Consider the following 20,939-nt stretch of genomic DNA (forward strand, 5'->3'; position numbering starts at 1 on the left):
ACGCTGCTGCTGTGGACCCGACGACGCAGGCGTTCCTGGCCGCGATCATCGGGGCCGTCGTCGCCGGCGGCGCGGTGCTCGCCTGGCACTTCAGCGACCGCGAGCAGCAGCACCGGGTGATCACCGAGGAGCCGGTCGTGCCGCCGGCGGTCGGCACCGTGCTCTCGGTGCTGCGCAGCAGCGCGGTGGTCGTCGACCGGGCCGACACCGTGCTCAAGGCGTCGGCCCCGGCGTACGCGCTGGGGCTGGTGCGGGGCACCCGGCTGGTCTCCGAGGAGCTCGCGACGCTGGTCCAGCAGGTCCGCCGCGACGGTCAGATCCGGGAGACCGAGCTGGTGATGACCCGCCCCGGAGCACCGGTCCGGCACGTCACGGCCCGGGTCGCCCCGCTGAGCTCGCGGCTGGTGCTGGCACTGGTCGAGGACCGGACCCGCGAACGCCGGGTCGAGGCCGTGCGCCGCGACTTCGTGGCCAACGTCAGCCACGAGCTCAAGACCCCGGTGGGCGCGGTGCACCTGCTCTCCGAGGCGATCACCGAGGCCGCCGACGACCCCGAGGCGGTCAAGCGGTTCGCCTCCCGGCTGATCACCGAGAGCGACCGGCTCGCCCAGCTGGTCCAGCAGATCATCGAGCTCTCCCGGTTGCAGGCCGACGACCCGTTGGAGACCCCGGGCCCGGTGGACCTCGACGAGGTGCTCGCGGTCGCCGTCGACACCAGCGCCATCGACGCGGAGTCGCGCCACATCGACATCCACATCGAGGGGCCGAGCGGGCTGCAGGTGCTCGGCAACACCGAGCAGGTCACCGCCGCGGTGGCGAACCTGGTCGCGAACGCCGTCACGTACTCCGAGCCGGACGCCACGGTGTCGGTGACGACCAGGACCACCGCGGACTCCGTGGAGATCTCGGTCGTCGACCAGGGCATCGGGATCCCCGCCGAGGAGATCGACCGGATCTTCGAGCGGTTCTACCGCGTCGACCCGGCCCGGCACCGGTCCACCGGCGGCACCGGGCTGGGACTGTCCATCGTCAAGCACGTCGCGGCCACCCACGGCGGCGAGGTCCGAGTGTGGTCCGTCGAGGGGCAGGGGTCGACGTTCACGCTGACCCTGCCCCGCTACTTCGGGGCCGAGAGCAGACAGGAGGAGAGCCAGTGAGTCGGGTGCTCGTGGTGGAGGACGAGGAGAGCTATATCGACGCGCTCTCCTACATGCTGCGCAAGGAGGGCTTCGAGGTCGCCGTGGCCACCGACGGCAACGACGCGCTCGCCGAGTTCGAGCGCAACGGCGCCGACATCGTGCTGCTCGACCTGATGCTGCCTGGCCTTCCGGGGACCGAGGTGTGCCGCCGGATCCGGCAGACCTCCAGCGTCCCGGTGATCATGGTCAGCGCCAAGGACGACGAGGTCGACAAGGTCGTCGGGCTCGAGCTCGGCGCCGACGACTACGTCACCAAGCCCTACTCCCCCGCGAGCTGGTGGCCCGGATCCGCGCCGTGCTGCGGCGCGGCCAGGAGCCGGAGGCCGCCTCGAGCGCGCTCGAGGCCGGGCCGGTGCGGATGGACGTGGAGCGTCACGTGGTCACGGTCGACGGGGCCGAGCAGCGCCTGCCACTCAAGGAGTTCGAGCTGCTGGAGATGTTCCTGCGCAACCCGGGGCGGGTGCTCACCCGCGGCCAGCTGATCGACCGGGTCTGGGGTGCCGACTACGTCGGGGACACCAAGACCCTCGACGTCCACGTCAAGCGGCTGCGCGCGAAGATCGAGCCCGAGCCGGGCGAGCCGCGGTACCTCGTCACCGTGCGCGGGCTGGGCTACAAGCTCGACCTGTGACCTCCCCGGACCCGGCCCCGCACGCGTGTCCGGATCTCGACGTACGACGACCGAAATCCGCGTGCCGCGGGGCGGCCGGCGTCCCTACGCTGGGCCGGTGACGAGCACGACGACGACCGCCGCACCCCCCGGCCCAGTCCGCACCCCGCCGGCCTGGCTGCCGGTGGCGGCCGTCGGCGTGACCCTGTTCTTCTGGGCCTCGGCGTTCGTGGCGATCCGGCACCTCGCGGACGACTTCTCCCCCGGCGCGCTCTCGCTGGGGCGGCTGCTGGTCGGCGCCGTGTGCCTGGCGGCGGTCGCGCTGCCGCGCGGGTTCGTCCGGCCCACCGGGCGGCAGTGGATCTCGATCGTGACGATCGGCGTGCTGTGGTTCGGGGTCTACAACGTCGCGCTCAACGAGGGCGAGCACCGCGTCGACGCCGGCACCGCCGCGATGCTGATCCAGATCTCCCCGGTGCTGATCGCGTTCCTGGCCGCGGCGTTCCTCGGCGAGCGGTTCACGCTCTACCTCGGCCTCGGCCTCGCTCTGGCCTTCAGCGGCGTCGCGGTCATCGGCCTGTCCGGACCCGGGGACGGCGACCGCGACCTGCTCGGGGTCGCCCTCTGCCTGGTCTCCGCCGCCGTCTACTCGGTCAGCCTGATCCTCCAGAAGCCGCTCGTCGCACGGCTCCCCGCCCTGCAGGTCACCTGGCTGGCCTGCACCGTCGGCGCCGTCGCCTGCCTGCCGTTCCTCGGCGAGCTGATCGAGGAGACCGGCCGCGCGCCGGCGTCCTCGATCCTGTGGGTGGCCTACCTCGGGATCTTCCCCACCGCGATCGCGTTCACCACCTACGCCTACGCGCTGCGCCACATGAGCGCCAGCGGCCTGGGCGTCACCACCTACCTGGTGCCGCCGATCACGATCCTGATGGGCCTGGTCCTCCTCGACGAGACCCCGCCGGGGATGGCGTACGTCGGCGGCGCGCTCGCGCTGCTCGGGGTCGCCGTCGCCCGCCGCAAGCCACGCACGGTCGCCCAGGAGTGTGCCCCGGCGTAGCTGGTCGCGCCGCCCCCGTGGTCGAGACGATCCCGCTGGTCGAGCCGATCCCGCTGGTCGAGCCGTGAGGAGCGCTAGCGACGAGCGTGTCGAGACCTCGTTTCACCGGACACGGTGGTTGCGCGCCGCTGGGGTCGAGGGTCTTGGTCCTCGGGGCTCTCGCGTTGCCGTTGCCTGGGCTGACGGTCCCGCCTACAGGCATCAGGATTTCTTTCCACATTCCGCGTCTCGACCCTGGTGCTTCGAACGTGTGTTCGAGTAGAATGTGCTATGGCCATCGACCCGAACCCCGCCCCGCTGGGCGAGTGCGACAGCCCAGCGGCGGTGCTGGCGTTCGCGCGGTCCCAGCGTGCTGTGGCTGACCGTGCCGAGGTCGCCTTGCTCGAGGCTGCGGTCGCGTGGGCGTCGATGCACTCGGTCGACTGCCTGGACGACGCTGCCTGCCTCCCGGGTGCCGAGGGCGAGATCGCGATCGCGGGCCCCGGCGCGCCACTGGTCACCGAGTTCGCGCCACTGGAGCTCGGCGCCGCGCTCGGCATGTCCTCGGATGCCGCTCGGGCGATGCTCGGTGAAGCCGTCGAGCTCGCCCACCGGCTCCCGCGCACCTGGGCCGCAGTCCGGGCCGGAGAGGTGCCGGCCTGGCGGGGCCGGAAGGTCGCGGCGAACACCCTCTCGTTGCCCGCCGACGGCGCGGCCTACGTCGACACCCACGTCCACGCGGTGGCCGGAAAGATCGGGTACGCCGCCCTGGACCGGCTCATCGAGGAGGCCCGGGTCCGGTTCGACCCCGCCGGCGCCGAGGACAAGCGCCGCGCCGCGGCGGACCGGCGGCACTTCGACCTGGACACCGGACGCGTCTCCTTCGCAGGCACCGTGACCGTCGACGGCGAGCTCGACCTCGCCGACGCCCTCGACCTCGACGGCGCGGTCGCCCGCGGGGCCCGGGTCCTCGGCGAGCTCGGCTGCGCGGAGTCCCTCGACGTACGCCGCTCCCTGGCCGTCGGCGAGATCGCCCGCCGCCAGCTCGCCCTCGACCTGGACACCACCCCGACCCAGATCGAGGGCCTGTCCAAGCGCTGCCGACCCCGCCAGGTCGTCGTCCACGTCCACCTCACCGAGGCCGCCCTCAGCGGGGCGGATGGGATGCACCTGGCAAGGGTCGAGAAGACCCGCTCCTTCGTCGCCGCCGACCAGGTCAAGACCTGGTGCGCCAGCCCCGACGCCCAGGTCATCGTGAAGCCGGTCATCGACCTGGCCGACGTCGACCACACCGACGCCTACGAGGTCCCGGATCGGATCGCGGAGCGGGTCCAACTCAACAACCCGACCTGCGTCTTCCCCTGGTGCGGCCGCTCGGCCCGCCGCGCGGACAACGATCACGTCGTCCGGCACCGCCACGAACGTGAAGGACCACCGGGCGACGGCGAGTACGGCGAGACCACCGACCCCAACCTCGCACCCCTGTGCCGGACCCACCACCGGGCCAAGACCCACACCGCCTGGACCTACACCAAGCTCGACGAGACCACCTACCTGTGGCGATCCCCGAACGGCATCCACCTGCGCCGCGACCACACCGGCACCACCATCGTTCCCGCCTGACCGGGGTCTCGACACGCTCGCTGCGCTCGCGGCTCGACCACCAGACGTGGTCGAGCCGCGAAGGCGCCCTGGCGCCTGAGGGTGTCGAGACCCCCTGCGCTCCGATCGTGGCCTCGACACGCTCGCTGCGCTCGCGGCTCGACCACCAGACGTGGTCGAGCCGCGAAGGCGCCCCGGCGCCTGGCCCTCCCGGTGGTCGAGCCGCGAAGGCGCCCTGGCGCCTGAGAGTGTCGAGACCCCCGCACGCAACCACAGCCCCAGCCGCAGGCCAGCCACCGCCTGACCGGGGTCTCGACACGCTCGTCGCTGCGCTCCTCACGGCTCGACCACCGGGGCCGGTCGCGCTCGCTGCGCTCGCGGCACCACCGTCGTCGCGCCCTGAGGGACCCGCGCCTACCGACCCGGCTCGGCCGGCTCCTCGCCGGACTCCAGCCAGCCGCGGAAGGCCTCGAGGTTGTGGGTGGGCTCGCCGCGCAGCTTGCGCCACTCCCACTCCTTGCGGATCGAGGACGCGAAGCCGAGCTCGAGGATCGTGTTGAAGGAGTCGTCGGAGTAGGTCAGCACCGCCCCGAGCAGCCGGTCGAGCTCCTCGGGGCTGACCGCCGCCAGCGGCAGCCGGGCGTCGAGGTAGATGTCGCCGTGCCGGTCGAGGGCGAACGCGACGGCGTACATCCGCAGGTTGCGCTCGAGCAGCCAGCGGTAGACCCGCTCGTGGTTCTCGTCGGGGCGGCGACACACGAAGGCGTGCAGGCCCAGGGCGTGCTCGCCGACGTCGAGACGGACAGCCGTCTGGAGCTTCTTCTCCCCCGGCAGCGAGAACGAGAAGAACCCCTCGGGCTGCTCGGTGAACTCGAGGTCGTTGGCGGCGAGGTGGTCGCGCACGACCTGGACGGCGCTCATCGGACCGGCTCCCCCATCATCGTGCGGGCCCGCTCGTAGCCCGCGAGAGTCCGCTCGGCGGTCGCCTCCCAGGAGAACTGGCGCGCCTGCTCCAGCGCGCCGGTCTCCAGGCGCAGCCGGACCTCGTCGTCGAGGACGCAGGCCAGGGCGTCGGCCCAGGCGGCCGGGTCGTGGCCGTCGACCAGGAGGCCGCTGTGCCGGTCGCGGACCACGGTGGTCAGCCCGCCGACCGCGGCGGCAACCACCGGGGTGCCGGTCGCCTGCGCCTCCGCGGCGACCAGGCCGAAGGACTCGTTGTAGGAGGGGACCGCGACGGCCGTCGCCGCGGCGTACCAGCGGGCGAGCTCGGCCTGGGTCACCGGCGGGACGAAGCGGACGACGTCCAGGAGCCCGAGCTCGGCGGCCAGCGCGTGCAGCGACTCGGGCCGGTCCAGCCCGGTTCCGGACGGTCCGCCGACGATCGGCACCACCAGCCGGGAGCGCAGCTGGGGCGCGCGGGCCAGGAGCACGGCCACCGCCCGCAGCAGCACGTCGGGCGCCTTGAGCGGCTGGATCCGGCCGGCGAAGAGCAGCACGTAGGCGTCGGCCGGCAGTCCGAGCTCGGCCCGGGTCCGGACCCGGTCCAGCGGCTGGAAGACCGTGAGGTCGACACCGGGGTGGACGACCTCCACCCGGCCGGGATCCGCGTCGTAGAGGTTGATCAGCTGCTTGGCCTCGAGGTCGGTGTTGGCGATCAGGAGGTCGGCGGCCGCGACGACCTGCTCCTCGCCGATGGTCCGCGCCGCCGGCTCCGGCACGTCACCGGCCGCGAGCGCGTCGTTCTTGACCTTCGCCATCGTGTGCATCGAGTGGACCAGCGGCACACCCCAGCGGTCTCGGGCCAGGGCGCCGACCTGGCCGGAGAGCCAGTAGTGCGAGTGCACGACGTCGTAGTGCCCCAGCGGCTGCTCGGCCTCGGCGCGCAGCACCTCCCGGGCGAAGACGCACAGCTGCGCGGGCAGCTCGGCCTTGGTGAGCCCCTCGAACGGGCCGGCGTGGACGTGGCGGACGCTGACGCCGTCACCCGCGCTGACCACGGGGTCGAGCGCCGAGCTGGTCGCGCGGGTGAAGATGTCGACCTCCACCCCGCAGCGGGCCAGCCGCCGGGCGAGCTCGAGGACGTAGACGTTCATCCCGCCCGCGTCCCCGGTGCCGGGCTGGTCCAGGGGCGAGGTGTGCAGGCTGACCATCGCCACCCGCCTGATGTGCGCGCTGTCCACGTCGTCCCTTCTCATCGCTACTGCTCCACCAGACCGCAACCAGCCGGAGCGCGGCCCCATTCCCGCTGCGACCGGCCATCCTGGCGCAGCCGCCGCGCCACAGGGCGAGAGCGCGCCCACCGCGGACCGGCCCGGGTCGAGAATGGGGCCATGAGCACCGTGACGACCACCGTGACAACCTCCGCGACCGAGACCGCCGACCGCCCGCGCACCGCCGTCGTCACCGGAGCCAGCAGCGGCATCGGAGCCGCGACGGCCCGGGCCCTCGCCGCCGCCGGCTACCACGTGGTCTGCGCCGCGCGGCGCGTCGAGCGGATCGAGGCCCTGGCCGCGGAGATCGGGGGTACGGCGGTGCCCTGCGACGTCACCTCGCCGGAGTCGGTCTCCGGGCTGGCCGCCCGGGTGGGCGACCGGCTGGACCTGCTGGTCAACAACGCCGGCGGCGCGTTCGGCTCCGCCCCGGTCGCCGAGGCCGACGCCGACGCGTGGCGCCGGATGTACGAGGTCAACGTGATCGGGCTGATGCAGGTGACCCGGGCGCTGCTTCCGGCGCTGCTCGCCAGCGGGGCCGGGGCGATCGTCAACGTCGGCTCGACCGCCGGCCGGATCGCCTACGAGGGCGGGGCCGGCTACACCGCCGCCAAGCACGGCACCCAGGTCGTCACCGAGACGCTGCGCCTGGAGCTGTTCGACCAGCCGGTGCGGGTCATGGAGATCGCGCCCGGCATGGTTCGCACCGACGAGTTCTCGCTGGTCCGGTTCGGGGGTGACGAGTCCAAGGCCGAGGCGGTGTACGCCGGAGTCGCCGAGCCGCTGGTCGCCGAGGACGTCGCCGACGCGATCGCCTGGATGGCCACCCGCCCGGCCCACGTCAACATCGACGAGCTCGTGATCCGACCCCGGGCGCAGGCCGCCCAGCACAAGGTGCACCGCGTCTGAGAGCCCTAGCGGTCACCAGGGTCGAGCAGCAGCTCGGCGAGCCGGCGCAGGTCGGGCGTCAGGTCCTGCTCGGGCAGCCGGGCGTGCTGGCCGCGGACGTCGAAGTCGTAGACGAACATGTCCGGGCGCGGCGGACCACCGGAGAGCCGGCCCAGCTCGATGCGGTCCACGAGCCCCGCCACCTCGCCGCGGCGCTCGTCGTCGGAGTCCAGGTCGAGCTCGCCGGCGGCCGTCAGCCCGGCGAAGCCGCCGCTGCGGCGCACCCGCACCCGGGAGGTCGCGCCCGCCGGCTCGGGCCCGGCCGACGCCGACCCGGCGCCGGGGCGGACGCCGACGCCGGCCCAGGCGCCCGCCACCGCATCGGCGTGCTCGCCGGCCGCCGCGACCGTGGCCGCCGCGAACCCGGCGAAGTCGGTGCGCGGGCCGACCAGGCCCCCGGTGAGCGCGGCGTACCAGATCCGGCCGGCGCCGTCCCACGACGTGCCGCCGACCGCGAGCGCGGCCAGGTGGAAGGCGCGGTTGGGGATGCCGGAGTTCAGGTGCACCCCGCCGTTGTCGTCGTCGGTCTCGACGTAGTCGTCGAGGTGCCCCGGCTGGGGGTCGCGCCCCAGCGCCGGGTCGTCGTACGCCGTGCCCGGGGCCGCGAGGTCGCGCAGGCCGCGGGCGGCGACCCCGGGCAGGAACAGCCCGGCCCCCACCAGCCAGTCGCCCTCCGCGGCCTCCTGGCCGAGCAGCCGCTGCTTGAGGCAGCTGGCGAAGACGTCGGAGACCGACTCGTTGAGCGCCCCGGACTGGCCCTCGTAGACGAGCCCGGCGGAGTGCTCGGTGACGGCGTGGGACAGCTCGTGGCCGAGGACGTCGACGGCCCGAGTCATCCGGCCGAAGACCCGACCGTCACCGTCACCGAAGACCAGCTGGGTGCCGTCCCAGAACGCGTTGGCGTAGTTGCGGCCGTAGTGGACGCTGAGGCTCACCGGGGCCCCGCGGTCGTCGTAGGAGTCGCGCCCGTAGACCTCCGAGAACAGCGCCAGGGACGCGGTGACTCCCGCGCCGGCCTCGTCGACGGCCTCGTCGCCGGTCGGCGGGTCGCCCGGGCGCAGGACCGGGCGACCAGGCAGGTCGGTGCCGCCCGCGGCGTCGTGCACGGTCCAGGCCGCCACCCCGACGAGCGCCCGCGGCGGAGGTGCCGGGGCAGTGGCCGCGCGTACGCCGCGGAGCCGGGCGTCCTCGGCGAGCGTGCCGGACCAGGTCGGCTCCGGAGCGGCCTCGGCGAGGTGCCGCAGGAGGTACGGCGGGACGAAGCCCCGGCAGCCGCGCGCCGCGAGGGCGAGGCGGGCGTCTGCGCTCGGGCGGGGCATGGCCCCACTGTGCCATCGCGGGCCGACACCACGGGGCGCTCGCGCGAGGTCAGCCGGCCGCAGGAGCCTCTCGATGCAGGCGGATGGCGGCCCGCCGCCTAGAATCGTCGGGGCCCCGTCGGGCCCCACTGAACTCCACCGGAAGTGACTCCCTCGCCCCATGTCTGAGACCAAGTCCGCGAACCTGCGCAACGTCGCGATCGTCGCACACGTCGACCACGGCAAGACCACCCTGGTCGACGCCATGCTCCGCCAGGCCGGCGCGTTCACCGAGCACGAGGCCGAGAGCGTGGCCGACCGGGTGATGGACTCCGGTGACCTCGAGCGCGAGAAGGGCATCACGATCCTCGCGAAGAACACCGCCATCCACTACAACGGACCGTCGGCGCCCGAGGGCATGACGATCAACATCATCGACACCCCCGGCCACGCCGACTTCGGCGGTGAGGTCGAGCGCGGCCTGTCGATGGTCGACGGCATCGTGCTGCTCGTCGACGCCTCCGAGGGCCCGCTGCCCCAGACCCGCTTCGTGCTGCGCAAGGCGCTGAACGCCGACATGCCGGTCGTGCTGGTCGTCAACAAGGTCGACCGCAACGACGCCCGGATCGCCGAGGTCGTCGACGAGACCTACGAGCTGTTCATGGACCTGCTCGACGACAGCCACAGCCAGGAGGCCCTGGACTTCCCGGTCGTCTACGCCTCGGGCAAGGCCGGCATCGCCAGCACCGAGCAGCCCGAGAACGGCACGCTGCCCGAGGGCAAGGACCTCGAGCCGCTGTTCCGCACCATCATGGACACGATCCCCGCGCCGGTCTACACCGAGGGCGCGCCGCTGCAGGCGCACGTCACCAACCTCGACGCCTCGCCGTTCCTCGGCCGGCTCGCGCTGGTCCGGATCCACGAGGGCACCCTGCGCAAGGGCCAGAACGTCGCGTGGATGCGCCGCGACGGGTCGGTCAAGAACGTCAAGATCACCGAGCTGCTGATCACCAAGGGCCTGGACCGCCAGCCCGGCGAGCAGGCCGGCCCCGGCGACATCGTCGCGATCGCCGGCATCCCGGACATCATGATCGGCGAGACCCTCGCCGACCCCGAGAACCCGGTCGCGCTGCCGCTCATCCACGTCGACGAGCCCGCGATCTCGATGACCATCGGCACCAACACCAGCCCGCTGGTCGGCCGCGAGAAGGGCTCGAAGGTGACTGCGCGCCTGGTCAAGGACCGCCTGGACGCCGAGCTGGTCGGCAACGTGTCGCTGCGCGTGCTCCCCACCGAGCGTCCCGACGCGTGGGAGGTCCAGGGCCGCGGCGAGCTGGCGCTGGCCATCCTGGTCGAGCAGATGCGCCGCGAGGGCTTCGAGCTGACCGTCGGCAAGCCGCAGGTGGTCACCAAGGAGATCGACGGCAAGGTCCACGAGCCGATCGAGCGGCTCACGATCGACGCCCCCGAGGAGTACCTCGGCGCGATCACCGAGCTGCTCGCCGCCCGCAAGGGCCGCATGGAGCAGATGAGCAACCACGGCACCGGCTGGGTGCGGATGGAGTTCATCGTCCCGGCCCGCGGCCTGATCGGCTTCCGCACCGAGTTCCTCACCGACACCCGCGGCACCGGCATCGCCCACCACATCTCCGAGGGCTACGAGAAGTGGGCCGGCGAGATCCGCTCGCGCAACAACGGCTCGCTGGTCGCCGACCGCAAGGGCGCGGCCACTGCGTACGCCATGACGTCGCTGCAGGAGCGCGGCGTGATGTTCGTGGAGCCGGCCACCGAGGTCTACGAGGGCATGATCGTCGGCGAGAACTCCCGCGCCGACGACATGGACGTCAACATCACCAAGGAGAAGCAGCAGACCAACATCCGGTCCGCCACCTCCGACAACTTCGAGAAGCTGATCCCGCCGAAGAAGCTGTCGCTGGAGCAGTGCCTGGAGTTCTGCCGCGAGGACGAGTGCGTGGAGGTCACCCCCGCCAACGTCCGGATCCGCAAGGTGATCCTCGACCAGAACGAGCGCGCCAAGATCGCCAGCCGCGCCCGCAAGGCCAACAAGTAGTAGCCCCCGACGGCGACCCGGCACTTCTGGTCGCCTGAACTCCGCCGACCCGGCGGTTCTGGTCGCTCCCCGCGACCAGAACCGCCGGGTCGAGGCGTTTCGGGCGACCAGACCTGCCGGGTCGGCGGTCGGGCCCGTTCCCCGGCGGCGGTGGCGGTGTCGAACAGGCGGTCAGGTGGTCAGGTGGTCAGGCGGGCGCCGGTGGCCGGGTCGAAGACGTGCACCCGGTCCGGGGTGGTGGTGATCCGCACCGTGGTGCCGCGGGCCAGGTCCAGGCGCCCCTCGACCCGGACCACCACCTGGCGCAGCAGGTCGTCGGTGGCGTCGACGGCCGGGGTGGCGTACAGGTAAGCGTCGGCGCCCAGCTCCTCGATGGCGGCGACCCGGACCGGATAGCCGGACTCGCCCTCGGGCACGATCCGCCACGACTCCGGGCGTACGCCGAGCGTCACCGCGCCGGAGGCGCTCGCCGCCGCGGTCCGGTCGATCGGCAGCTCGTAGCCGTCGACAGTGGCCATCCCGTCGCCGGCCGTCTTGGCCTCGAGCAGGTTCATCGCCGGTGAGCCGACGAACCCGGCGACGAACAGGTTGACCGGCCGGTCGTAGAGCGCCAGCGGGGTGTCGACCTGCTGCAGGACGCCGTCCTTCATCACCGCGACCCGGTCCCCCATCGTCATCGCCTCGACCTGGTCGTGGGTGACGTAGACGGTCGTGATGCCCAGCCGCTGCTGCAGGGACGCGATCTGGGTGCGGGTGGAGACCCGCAGCTTCGCGTCGAGGTTCGACAGCGGCTCGTCCATGCAGAAGACCTGCGGCTGGCGCACGATCGCCCGGCCCATCGCGACCCGCTGACGCTGGCCGCCCGAGAGCGCCTTCGGCTTGCGCTCCAGGTACGGCTCCAGGTCCAGCAGCCGGGCCGCCTCCAGCACCCGGGCGCGACGCTCCTCCTTGCCGACACCGGCGATCTTGAGCGCGAAGCCCATGTTGTCGGCGACGCTCATGTGCGGGTAGAGCGCGTAGTTCTGGAAGACCATCGCGATGTCGCGGTCCTTGGGCGGCATCTCGCTGACGTCGTCGTCGCCGATGAGCACCGAGCCGCTGGTCAGCTCCTCGAGCCCGGCGAGCATCCGCAGCGAGGTCGACTTCCCGCAGCCCGAGGGGCCGACCAGCACCATCAGCTCACCGTCCTCGATGAGCAGGTCCAGGTCGTCGACCGCGGGACGGTCGGCACCGGGGTAGATCCGTTCCGCGTGGTCGAAGCGCACCGAGGCCATCGCAGTCCTCTCGAGCGGCCACCAGGCGGTGGCGAGGGTCACAGTGCCGCCACCGTACGCCGCGCCTGCGACCGCGTCTAGTGGAAGCGCTCCCACAGATTCGATGCCCGACACCCGCCGCATTACGCCATGCGACAGCGGAACCGTTGACACCCGATGTGACGCATGTCATGTTGTGGACCTCAATGCGGTGGAAGCGCTCCCACTATCGGACCCGCGATCGCCGCCCCCGGCCCGATCCCCCGGCACGACCGTCCACACGGCAGGAGCGTTCCCGTGCAGAACTCATCCACCACCCCGCAGCAGCGGCCCCGCAGCCTGTCCCGGCGACTGCGCCGGGGCCTGGCCATCGGCGGCGTCGCCACCCTTCTCCTCGGGTTCACCGCCGCGTGCGGCGGAGGCGACTCCGAGGCCGACGACGGCAAGGTCACGCTGACCGTGGCCACCTTCAACGAGTTCGGCTATGAGGACCTGCTCAAGGAGTACATGGACCTCAACCCCGACATCAAGGTCGTGCAGAAGAAGACCGGGACCTGGGAGGAGCACCGCGACAACCTCTACACCAAGCTCGCCGCCGGCTCCGGGCTCTCCGACATCGAGGCGATCGAGGGCGACGGGATGCCCGCGATCCTGGAGGAGTCCGACGCCTTCGCCGATCTCAGCGACCCCGAGCTCGAGGACCGCTGGCTGGACTGGAAGACCGAGGCCGGCACCAACGCCGACGGCCAGCTGATCGGCTACGGCACCGACATCGGACCCGAGGGCATCTGCTACCGCGCCGACCTGTTCGAGAAGGCCGGGCTGCCGACCGACCGCGAGCAGGTCGCCTCGCTCTTCGAGAGCTGGGACAGCTACTTCGCGACCGGCAAGGAGTTCGTCAAGGCGATGCCGGACACCGCCTGGTACGACTCCTCCAAGGGCACCAGCCAGGCCATGATCAACCAGCTCGAGTTCCCCTTCGAGGACGAGGACAACAACGTCGTCGCCCTGGAGAACCCCGAGGTCAAGCGGGTCTTCGACACCGTGACCGAGATGCAGGGGGCGGGCCTGGCGACCAACCTCGACCAGTGGTCCAACGACTGGGTCGCCGCCTTCCAGAAGGACGGGTTCGCCACGATGGCCTGCCCCGGCTGGATGCTCGGCGTGATCGAGGGCAACGCCGAGGGCGTCCAGGGCTGGGACATCGCGAACGCCTTCCCCGGCGGCGCCGGCAACTGGGGCGGCTCGTTCCTCACCGTCCCCACCCAGTCCGAGCACCCGGAGGAGGCCAAGAAGCTCGCGGCCTGGCTCACGGCGCCGGAGCAGCAGATCAAGGCGTTCACCGCCAAGGGCACCTTCCCGAGCCAGCAGTCCGCCCTGGAGGACCCGGTCCTGCTGGAGTCCACCAACGACTTCTTCAACAACGCGCCGACCGGCCAGATCCTCTCCGACCGCGCCCAGGCGGTGACGATGCAGCCCTACAAGGGTCCGAAGTACGCCGACATCATCACGGCGTTCCAGGCGGCGATCCTGCGCGTCGACGAGGGACAGGAGACCCCGGACGAGGCCTGGGAGTCCTTCTCGGCCGACGTCGAGCGGATCGGCTGACGGCGCCCGGATCGGCTGACGGCGCCCGGGCCAGACCATGACCCTCCATCCCCCTCCAGCCCCCGCCGGGGACGTCACCGCCTCGACGTCCCCGGCGGGGCCTCCCGCCGAGACCCGGCCCCGCCGCCCCCGGCTCACCGCACGCCAGCGCCTCGCGCGGTGGGACGTCCGGCTCTCGCCGTACCTCTACATCTCGCCGTTCTTCGTCCTCTTCGCGCTGGTCGGGATCTTCCCGCTCGTCTACACCGGCTACGTCTCGGTGCACGAGTGGAGCCTGATCGGCGGGAAGGGCGAGTTCGTCGGGCTGGACAACTACCGCTCGGTCTTCGAGGACCGCTACTTCTGGGGTGCGCTGCGCAACACGCTGAGCATCTTCGTGCTCTCCTCGATCCCCCAGGTGGTCATCGCGCTGGCCCTCGCCGGGCTCCTGGACACCGCGCTGCGCGGGCGGACCTGGTGGCGGATGAGCATCCTGATCCCGTTCGTCGTCGCCCCGGCCGCTGTCACCCTGATCTTCGGCAACCTCTTCGGTGACCGGTACGGCCTGGTCAACGCCGCGCTCGACCTCGTCGGCATCGACGCGATCGCCTGGCACGTCGACACCCTCGCCAGCCACGTCGCGATCGCGACGATGGTCAACTGGCGCTGGACCGGCTACAACGCGCTGATCCTGCTCGCCGCGATGCAGGCGGTCCCCCGCGACCTCTACGAGTCCGCGGAGATCGACGGCGCCAGCCGGGTCCGCCAGTTCGTCTCGGTGACGGTGCCGATGATCCGCCCCACCGTCATCTTCGTCGTGATCACCTCCACGATCGGCGGACTGCAGATCTTCACCGAGCCCCGACTCTTCGACAACGTCGGCCTCGGTGGCTCGGACCGGCAGTGGCAGACGATCACGCTCTACCTGTGGGAGCTGGGCTGGCGGCTGCGCAACCTCGGCACCGCCGCCGCGGTCGCCTGGCTGCTGTTCCTGCTCATCGTGATCATCGCCATCGTCAACCTGGTGCTCTCCCAGCGCATCGGGGCCGGCAGTCGCACTCGCACTCCGGGGCGAACCCTGGGGCGTACCCGAGGAGGCACCCCGTGAACCGCCGCCCCGGATTCGTCGTCTACGGCCTGCTCACCGCGTTCGTGATCGGCTCGGTCGGGCCGCTGTACTGGTCGCTGATCATCGGCTCGCACACCAAGTCGGTCGTCAACGAGCGGGTGCCCCCGCTGCTGCCCGGCGGGCACTTCTTCGCCAACGCGGGCCGCGTCTTCGAGACCGTCGACTTCTGGAAGGCGCTCGGCAACAGCCTGCTGGTCTCGACCGTGTGCGCGACCTCGGTGGTCTTCTTCTGCACGCTGGCCGGCTACGCCTTCGCCAAGCTCCGCTTCCGGGGCCGCAACTGGCTGATGGTCTTCGTGGTCGCCACGATGGCGGTGCCGACCCAGCTCGGGGTGATCCCGCTGTTCATCCAGATGGCCGAGCTCGGCTGGACCGGGCACGTGTGGGCGGTCATGGTGCCCACCCTGGTCACGGCGTTCGGGGTGTTCTTCATGCGCCAGTACCTCGTCGACGCGATCCCCGACGAGCTGATCGAGGCGGCCCGCGTCGACGGGTGCTCGATGATCCGGACCTTCTGGAACGTCGCGGTGCCGGCCGCCCGGCCCGCTGCCGCCATCTTGTGGCTGTTCACGTTCATGACCGTGTGGACCGACTTCTTCTGGCCGATGATCGCGCTGCCGGCCACCAACCCCACGGTCCAGATCGCCCTCCAGCAGCTCCAGAGCGGCTACTACGTCGACTACAGCCTGGTCCTGGCCGCCGCCGTGCTCTCGACGATCCCGCTGCTCGTCCTGTTCGTCCTCACCGGCCGACAGCTGGTCGCCGGCATCATGCAAGGAGCAGTGAAGGGATGACCTTCCTCGACACGCCCGCCCAGGCCACCACCGCCGCGGTCTTCCCACCCGACTTCCTCTGGGGCGCCTCGACCGCGGCGTACCAGATCGAGGGGGCGGTGGCCGAGGACGGCCGGAGCCCCTCGATCTGGGACACCTTCGCCCGGGTCCCCGGCGCGGTCGTGAACGGCGACAGCGGCGAGGTCGCCTGCGACCACTACCACCGGATGCCCGAGGACGTCGCGCTGATGCGGTCGCTCAACCTCGGCGGCTACCGGTTCTCGGTGGCCTGGCCGCGGGTCCGCCCGGACGGCGGGCCGGTCAACCAGACCGGGCTGGACTTCTACCGGCGGCTGGTCGACGAGCTGCTCGGCGCCGGCATCCGCCCGTGGCTGACGCTCTACCACTGGGACCTCCCCCAGAGTCTCGAGGACGCCGGCGGCTGGACCTCGCGGGACACCGCGTACCGCTTCGCCGAGTACGCCCTGAGCGTGTACGACGCGCTCGGCGACCGGGTGCCGGTGTGGACCACGCTCAACGAGCCGTGGTGCTCGGCGTTCCTCGGCTACACCGGCGGCCAGCACGCGCCGGGCCGGCAGGAGGGGGCCGCCGGACTGGTGGCCGCCCACCACCTGCTGCTCGGCCACGGCCTGGTCGTCGACGAGCTGCGCCGCCGCGGCACGACCGCCGACCTCGGGATCACCCTCAACCTCACCGTCGCGGACCCGCACGACCCCGAGGACCCCCGCGACCGGGATGCCGCGCGGCGCATCGACGCGCTGCACAACCGGCTCTTCCTCGACCCGGTGCTCAGCGGCCGCTACCCCGCCGACCTGCTCGGCGACACCGAGGACCTCACCTGGAACGGACGCGGCTGGCAGGCAGTCGTCCACGACGGCGACCTGCGGCTGATCGGCACGCCGCTGGACCTGCTCGGCGTGAACTACTACAAGGGCGACTCGGTCTCGGCCCACCCCGACCCCGCCGCCGGCACCCCGCACGCCGGGCTCGCGACCCGCCCGACCAGCACGCCGTTCGTGGGCTGCGAGGACGTGACCTTCCCCAGCCGGGGACTGCCGGTCACCGACATGGGCTGGGAGGTGCAGCCGGAGGGGCTGACCCGGCTGCTGCGCCGCCTGGACGCCGACTACGACGTCCCGCCGATCCACATCACCGAGAACGGGTCGGCCTACGACGACGTGGTCGGCCCGGACGGCCGGGTCGACGACCCGGGCCGGGTGGCCTACCTGGAGAGCCACCTGCGCTCGGTGCACGCGGCGATCCGGGCCGGCGTCGACGTCCGGGGCTACTTCGCGTGGTCGCTGCTGGACAATTTCGAGTGGGCGTGGGGCTACGGCCAGCGGTTCGGGCTCGTGCACGTCGACTACGACACCCAGGCGCGCACCCCGAAGACCAGCGCGCTGGTCTACGCCGATATCGCCGCGACCGGGCGGCTCGGGGGTGGATAGGTTGACGCCCGTGAACGGCACGCGGCCCGGACCCGGGGGCTCTCCCACGCTCGACGAGGTCGCCCGACTGGCCGGCGTCTCGCGGGCCACCGCGTCGCGCGCGATCAACGGCGGCAACCGGGTCAGCCCGACCGCCCAGGCCGCTGTGGACGCCGCCGTCCACAGCCTCGGCTACACCCCGAACCCGGCCGCCCGCAGCCTGGTGACCCGGCGTACCGACTCCGTCGCGCTGGTCGTCCCCGAGCCCGACGACCGGCTGTTCAACGACCCGTTCTTCGCGCGCACCCTGCGCGGGGTGACCCGGGTCCTCGCCGAGCGGGACCTCCAGCTGGTGCTGCTCCTGGCCCGCCCGGGCGAGGAGGAGCAGCGAATGCTGCGCTACCTGCGCAACCGGCACATCGACGGCGCCATCGTGGTCTCCCACCACCGCAGCGACAGCCTCGCCGACCACCTGGCCGCGCTGGACCTGCCGTGCGCGTTCGTCGGCCGGCCGTGGACCAGCGCCGACAAGGTCGCCTACGTCGACACCGACAACGTCGCGGGCGGCCGGGCGGCCACCGAGGCGCTGATCGAGCGCGGCTGCCGCCGGATCGGCACCATCGCCGGGCCCGCCGACATGACGGCGGGGGTGGACCGCCTCGAGGGCTGGTACGCCGCGCTGCGGCAGGCCGGACTCAGCGACGCGGCCGTCGAGCACGCGGACTTCACCGAGGAGGGCGGGGCGCTGGCGGCGACCGCACTGCTCGGGCGGCATCCCGACCTGGACGGGCTGGTGGTCGCCTCGGACCTGATGGCCGCCGGGGCGCTGGGCGTCCTCGCGGCGAGCGGGCGCCGGGTGCCCGACGACGTCGCGGTCGTCGGGTACGACGACCTGGGGGTCGCCGAGCGCACCACCCCGCCGCTCACCACGGTCCGCAACCCCATCGGCGAGATGGCCGAGCAGGCCACCCGGCTGCTGCTGGAGCAGATCGAGGGCGGCCGCACCGGCCGCGCGATGCGGGTGGTCTTCCCGCCGGCGCTGGTCCGCCGCGAGAGCGCCTGACCCCGGCCAGCCGCGGGGGGCGATTCGTGCCCGCCGGGGGCGACCGGGATGATGGGGCCGTGCGTCCCGACCGCGTCGATACCTGGCTGCGCTGGTCGCGCGGCTGCGTGGTCGCTGCGGTCGCGCTGGCCACGGGCCTGGTCGCGCACGTCTCCGCCGGGGGCGGGCTGCCCTCGGCGCCCTGGCTGGCGGCCCTTCTCCTCGCCATCGCGGCGGTCTGCGCCCACGCGCTGCGCCGTCCGGCGAGCACGACGCGGGTGGTCGCGCTGGTCGCCGGCGGCCAGATGGCCGGCCACCTGGTCCTGACCGCTCTGGCCGGCCACGGCGGGGACCACCCCCAGGCTGCCGCGCCGCTCCCCCGCCCGGAGCCGGCGCCGATGGTCGGGGCCGGCGAACGCCGCGGCAGCCTCTACGACCTCACGATCGGCTCCCGCCCCGACGACCTCGCCACCCAGCAGCCGGCCCTGCCGCACTGGGTGACCCACCTGGTCGAGGACCTCACCGGCGCCAACGCGCTGATGGCCCTGGCCCACCTCGCGGCCGCCGCGGCCCTCGGCTGGTGGCTGGCCCGCGGCGAGCACGCGCTGTGGACCCTGCTCTGCCTGACCGGCGCCGAGGCCCGCGCCTTCCCCGCGCGGCTGCGCGCCGCGGCAGCGCTGGTGGGCGCGGCCCCGGCCGCCCTGCTCGTCTGGGTCGCCGCCCGCCTCGGCGCGCGCCCGACGGCGTACGCCGACGACCGTCGCGAGACCCGGTGGCACCACGACGTGCTGCCGCGGGTGGTGGGCCGGCGCGGCCCGCCGGTGCCGGCCTGCTGAACCTGAGCTGAGCCGACATCCGTCGCCCGAGGTCCGCACGAACGGACCGGGCACCCCGAGAGGAACCACCATGAACACGTCCATCCTGCCCACCCGCCGCACCGCCCGCCGTACCGTCCGGGCCCTCGCCGCCGCCGCCGTCGCCACCGCCCTGCTGGCCGGCTGCGGAGACGACTCCGGCTCCGAGTCCGCCGACCCCACGCCGAGCCCGACGGAGTCCTCCAGCGCGCCGAGCGCGCCGGCCTCGGAGCCGACCGAGTCCACCGAGCCCGCCGAGCCCGAGGGCGCGACCTTCGCGATCAAGGTCACCGGCGACAAGATCACCCCGAACGGCGAGCTGATCGACCTGGCCAAGGGCGAGCCGCTGACCCTGACCATCGACAGCGACCGGGCCGGTGAGCTGCACGTGCACGCCAAGCCCGAGCAGTTCGTCGAGTTCGACGCCGGCACCTCCACCCACGAGCTGGTCATCGACACCCCGGGCGTCGCGGAGATCGAGGAGCACGACAGCGGCATCGTGATCGCGCAGCTCCAGGTGAAGTGAGCGGCGCGATGCCTCTCGAGCACGGGATCTCCGCCCACGGGCTCGGCGGGGGCAGCGACCTGCCGATCCCGGCGGAGTTCGCGATCGCCGGAGGGACCGCCGCGCTGACGGTGTCCTTCGCGGTCCTGCTGATCGCGTGGCGCCACCCCCGCTTCACCAGCGCCCGCGGGCGCCCGGTGCCGGGATGGCTGGTCTCGATCGTCGAGAGCACCGCCTTCGCGGTGGTGCTGCGAGCGCTCGGGCTGGTGCTGCTCGGCTACTTCGGCTGGGCGGCGCTGGCCGGCCAGGACCTGGTCATCAACCCGGTCCTCGGCGTCTTCTACGTCTGGATCTGGGTCGGCATCGTCCCGTTCTCGCTGCTGTTCGGTCCGGCGTTCAAGGCGATCAGCCCGGCCCGGACCCTGCACCTGCTGCTGGCGAAGGCGATGCGGGTCGACCCCCGCCAGGGGGTCCTGGAGTTCCCGGCCCGGCTGGGCTACTGGCCGGCGGCGATCGGGCTGTTCGCGTTCGTGTGGATGGAGCTGGTCTACGCCTACTCCACCGAGCTGGCCTCGGTGCGGTTCTGGTTCGCGGCGTACCTCGCGATCATGCTGGTCGGCGGGGCGCTGTTCGGCAGCCGCTGGCTGGAGCGGGCCGACCCGTTCGAGGTCTACTCCACGCTGGTCGGGCACCTCTCGGTCTGGGGGCGCGACGAGGACGGCCGGCTGGTCTGGATGAACCCGATGCGCAACCTCACCCGGATCCGGCCCGAGGCCGGCCTGGTGGCGGTGGTCGCCGTGCTGCTCGGCTCCACGGCGTACGACAGCTTCCGCGACTCCAACTGGTGGCTGCGCAAGACCCAGTTCCTGGAGCGGGGCGAGGTCACGGCGCTGAGCACCCTGGCCCTGCTGGCGACGGTGCTGATCGTGGGCGTGACGTTCGCGCTGGCGACGATGGCCACCGGGACCGACGACCGGACGCCGCGCCGGAGCCTGCCGGCGGTGTTCGCGCACTCGTTGGTGCCGATCATCATCGGCTACATGGTCGCCCACTACCTGACCTACTTCGTCGAGGTCGGGCAGCAGACCCTGATCCAGGCCAGCGACCCGCTCTCCAACGGGTCGAACCTGCTCGGGACCGGGGACTGGCAGGTCAACTACTGGCTGTCCTACCACCCCACACTGCTGGCGACGATCAAGGTGCTGGCGATCGTGGTCGGCCACGTCCTCGGATGCGTGGCGGCCCACGACAAGGCGATCGCGGTGCTGCCGCGGCGCCACCACGTGACCGGTCAGCTGCCGCTGCTGGCGGCGATGGTGCTCTACACCTTCAGCGGGCTGTACCTGCTCTTCGGGGTGTAGCCGCGGGGCAGCG

Annotated in this window: 17 protein-coding genes and 1 pseudogene; 14 read left to right on the forward strand and 4 right to left on the reverse strand. The window is 72.6% G+C overall.

Annotated elements, in window-relative coordinates:
• Positions 1–11: 11 nt before the first annotated feature.
• The 4 genes and pseudogenes from EBO35_RS16860 (at position 12) to EBO35_RS16875 (ending at position 4,468) form a co-directional block, all read left to right on the forward strand.
• Complete coding sequence (locus EBO35_RS16860; RefSeq protein ID WP_122818752.1) at positions 12–1,157, forward strand: sensor histidine kinase; 1,146 nt, start codon at positions 12–14, stop codon at positions 1,155–1,157.
• Positions 1,154–1,830: pseudogene (locus EBO35_RS16865) on the forward strand (response regulator). The gene EBO35_RS16860 and the pseudogene EBO35_RS16865 overlap by 4 nt, the downstream one beginning before the upstream one ends.
• A gap of 97 nt (positions 1,831–1,927) precedes the next feature.
• Positions 1,928–2,866: a DMT family transporter gene (locus EBO35_RS16870; RefSeq protein ID WP_241153745.1), complete on the forward strand. Its 939-nt coding sequence runs from the start codon at positions 1,928–1,930 to the stop codon at positions 2,864–2,866.
• Between the two features lie 270 nt (positions 2,867–3,136).
• Entirely contained in the window at positions 3,137–4,468 is a 1,332-nt protein-coding gene (locus EBO35_RS16875) for an HNH endonuclease (protein WP_122818753.1), read from the forward strand.
• A 393-nt stretch (positions 4,469–4,861) separates the two neighbouring features.
• Here the strand turns inward: EBO35_RS16875 and EBO35_RS16880 are convergent, their stop codons facing one another.
• Positions 4,862–5,368, reverse strand: coding sequence for a type III secretion system chaperone family protein (locus tag EBO35_RS16880; RefSeq protein ID WP_122818754.1), 507 nt, complete (start codon positions 5,366–5,368; stop codon positions 4,862–4,864).
• Positions 5,365–6,627, reverse strand: coding sequence for a D-inositol-3-phosphate glycosyltransferase (gene mshA / locus EBO35_RS16885; RefSeq protein WP_455429448.1), 1,263 nt, complete (start codon positions 6,625–6,627; stop codon positions 5,365–5,367). Before mshA ends, EBO35_RS16880 begins: the two co-directional genes overlap by 4 nt.
• A 150-nt stretch (positions 6,628–6,777) precedes the next feature.
• On the opposite strand from mshA, the gene EBO35_RS16890 reads away from it, so the two are divergent.
• A complete protein-coding gene (locus EBO35_RS16890) occupies positions 6,778–7,566 on the forward strand; it encodes an SDR family NAD(P)-dependent oxidoreductase (protein ID WP_122818756.1) in 789 nt (262 codons plus the stop codon).
• Positions 7,567–7,571: 5 nt separating this feature from the next.
• Here the strand turns inward: EBO35_RS16890 and EBO35_RS16895 are convergent, their stop codons facing one another.
• On the reverse strand, positions 7,572–8,924 hold the full coding sequence (locus EBO35_RS16895) for a protealysin inhibitor emfourin (protein WP_122818757.1): 1,353 nt from the start codon (positions 8,922–8,924) through the stop codon (positions 7,572–7,574).
• A 160-nt stretch (positions 8,925–9,084) separates the two neighbouring features.
• On the opposite strand from EBO35_RS16895, the gene typA reads away from it, so the two are divergent.
• The gene (gene typA, locus EBO35_RS16900; RefSeq protein WP_122818758.1) at positions 9,085–10,974 is read left to right on the forward strand and encodes a translational GTPase TypA; all 1,890 of its coding nucleotides are present in this window, start codon (positions 9,085–9,087) and stop codon (positions 10,972–10,974) included.
• A gap of 179 nt (positions 10,975–11,153) precedes the next feature.
• Here the strand turns inward: typA and EBO35_RS16905 are convergent, their stop codons facing one another.
• Positions 11,154–12,248: an ABC transporter ATP-binding protein gene (locus tag EBO35_RS16905; RefSeq protein WP_122819891.1), complete on the reverse strand. Its 1,095-nt coding sequence runs from the start codon at positions 12,246–12,248 to the stop codon at positions 11,154–11,156.
• Between the two features lie 276 nt (positions 12,249–12,524).
• On the opposite strand from EBO35_RS16905, the gene EBO35_RS16910 reads away from it, so the two are divergent.
• The 8 genes from EBO35_RS16910 to EBO35_RS16945 all read left to right on the forward strand — a co-directional run bounded on the left by EBO35_RS16910 (position 12,525) and on the right by EBO35_RS16945 (position 20,926).
• Positions 12,525–13,835, forward strand: a complete 1,311-nt coding sequence (locus EBO35_RS16910; RefSeq protein WP_241153746.1) for an ABC transporter substrate-binding protein — start codon at positions 12,525–12,527, stop codon at positions 13,833–13,835.
• Positions 13,836–13,872: 37 nt separating this feature from the next.
• A complete protein-coding gene (locus EBO35_RS16915) occupies positions 13,873–14,922 on the forward strand; it encodes a carbohydrate ABC transporter permease (protein WP_122818760.1) in 1,050 nt (349 codons plus the stop codon).
• The gene (locus EBO35_RS16920) at positions 14,919–15,737 is read left to right on the forward strand and encodes a carbohydrate ABC transporter permease (protein ID WP_122818761.1); all 819 of its coding nucleotides are present in this window, start codon (positions 14,919–14,921) and stop codon (positions 15,735–15,737) included. Before EBO35_RS16915 ends, EBO35_RS16920 begins: the two co-directional genes overlap by 4 nt.
• Positions 15,734–17,185, forward strand: a complete 1,452-nt coding sequence (locus EBO35_RS16925) for a GH1 family beta-glucosidase (RefSeq protein WP_122818762.1) — start codon at positions 15,734–15,736, stop codon at positions 17,183–17,185. The genes EBO35_RS16920 and EBO35_RS16925 overlap by 4 nt, the downstream gene beginning before the upstream one ends.
• Positions 17,186–17,195: 10 nt before the next feature.
• Positions 17,196–18,227 carry a LacI family DNA-binding transcriptional regulator gene (locus EBO35_RS16930; RefSeq protein WP_206422590.1) on the forward strand — a complete coding sequence of 344 codons (1,032 nt, stop codon included), beginning with the start codon at positions 17,196–17,198 and terminating at the stop codon, positions 18,225–18,227.
• Positions 18,228–18,286: 59 nt separating this feature from the next.
• Positions 18,287–19,042, forward strand: coding sequence for a hypothetical protein (locus EBO35_RS16935; RefSeq protein WP_122818764.1), 756 nt, complete (start codon positions 18,287–18,289; stop codon positions 19,040–19,042).
• A 70-nt stretch (positions 19,043–19,112) separates the two neighbouring features.
• Positions 19,113–19,586, forward strand: coding sequence for a hypothetical protein (locus EBO35_RS16940; RefSeq protein WP_122818765.1), 474 nt, complete (start codon positions 19,113–19,115; stop codon positions 19,584–19,586).
• A gap of 8 nt (positions 19,587–19,594) precedes the next feature.
• Complete coding sequence (locus tag EBO35_RS16945; protein WP_122819893.1) at positions 19,595–20,926, forward strand: hypothetical protein; 1,332 nt, start codon at positions 19,595–19,597, stop codon at positions 20,924–20,926.
• Positions 20,927–20,939 lie beyond the last annotated feature (13 nt).

Source organism: Nocardioides pantholopis (assembly GCF_003710085.1).
Classification (GTDB): Bacteria; Actinomycetota; Actinomycetes; order Propionibacteriales; family Nocardioidaceae; genus Nocardioides; species Nocardioides pantholopis.

Bases quoted from the DNA above. Each gene is read 5' to 3' on its own strand.
- EBO35_RS16875 (WP_122818753.1), top strand. From the start codon at position 3,137: ATGGCCATCGACCCGAACCCCGCCCCGCTGGGCGAGTGCGACAGCCCA.
- EBO35_RS16880 (WP_122818754.1), bottom strand. From the start codon at position 5,368: ATGAGCGCCGTCCAGGTCGTGCGCGACCACCTCGCCGCCAACGACCTC.
- EBO35_RS16890 (WP_122818756.1), top strand. From the start codon at position 6,778: ATGAGCACCGTGACGACCACCGTGACAACCTCCGCGACCGAGACCGCC.
- EBO35_RS16895 (WP_122818757.1), bottom strand. From the start codon at position 8,924: ATGCCCCGCCCGAGCGCAGACGCCCGCCTCGCCCTCGCGGCGCGCGGC.
- typA (WP_122818758.1), top strand. From the start codon at position 9,085: ATGTCTGAGACCAAGTCCGCGAACCTGCGCAACGTCGCGATCGTCGCA.
- EBO35_RS16905 (WP_122819891.1), bottom strand. From the start codon at position 12,248: ATGGCCTCGGTGCGCTTCGACCACGCGGAACGGATCTACCCCGGTGCC.
- EBO35_RS16915 (WP_122818760.1), top strand. From the start codon at position 13,873: ATGACCCTCCATCCCCCTCCAGCCCCCGCCGGGGACGTCACCGCCTCG.
- EBO35_RS16925 (WP_122818762.1), top strand. From the start codon at position 15,734: ATGACCTTCCTCGACACGCCCGCCCAGGCCACCACCGCCGCGGTCTTC.
- EBO35_RS16940 (WP_122818765.1), top strand. From the start codon at position 19,113: ATGAACACGTCCATCCTGCCCACCCGCCGCACCGCCCGCCGTACCGTC.
- EBO35_RS16945 (WP_122819893.1), top strand. From the start codon at position 19,595: ATGCCTCTCGAGCACGGGATCTCCGCCCACGGGCTCGGCGGGGGCAGC.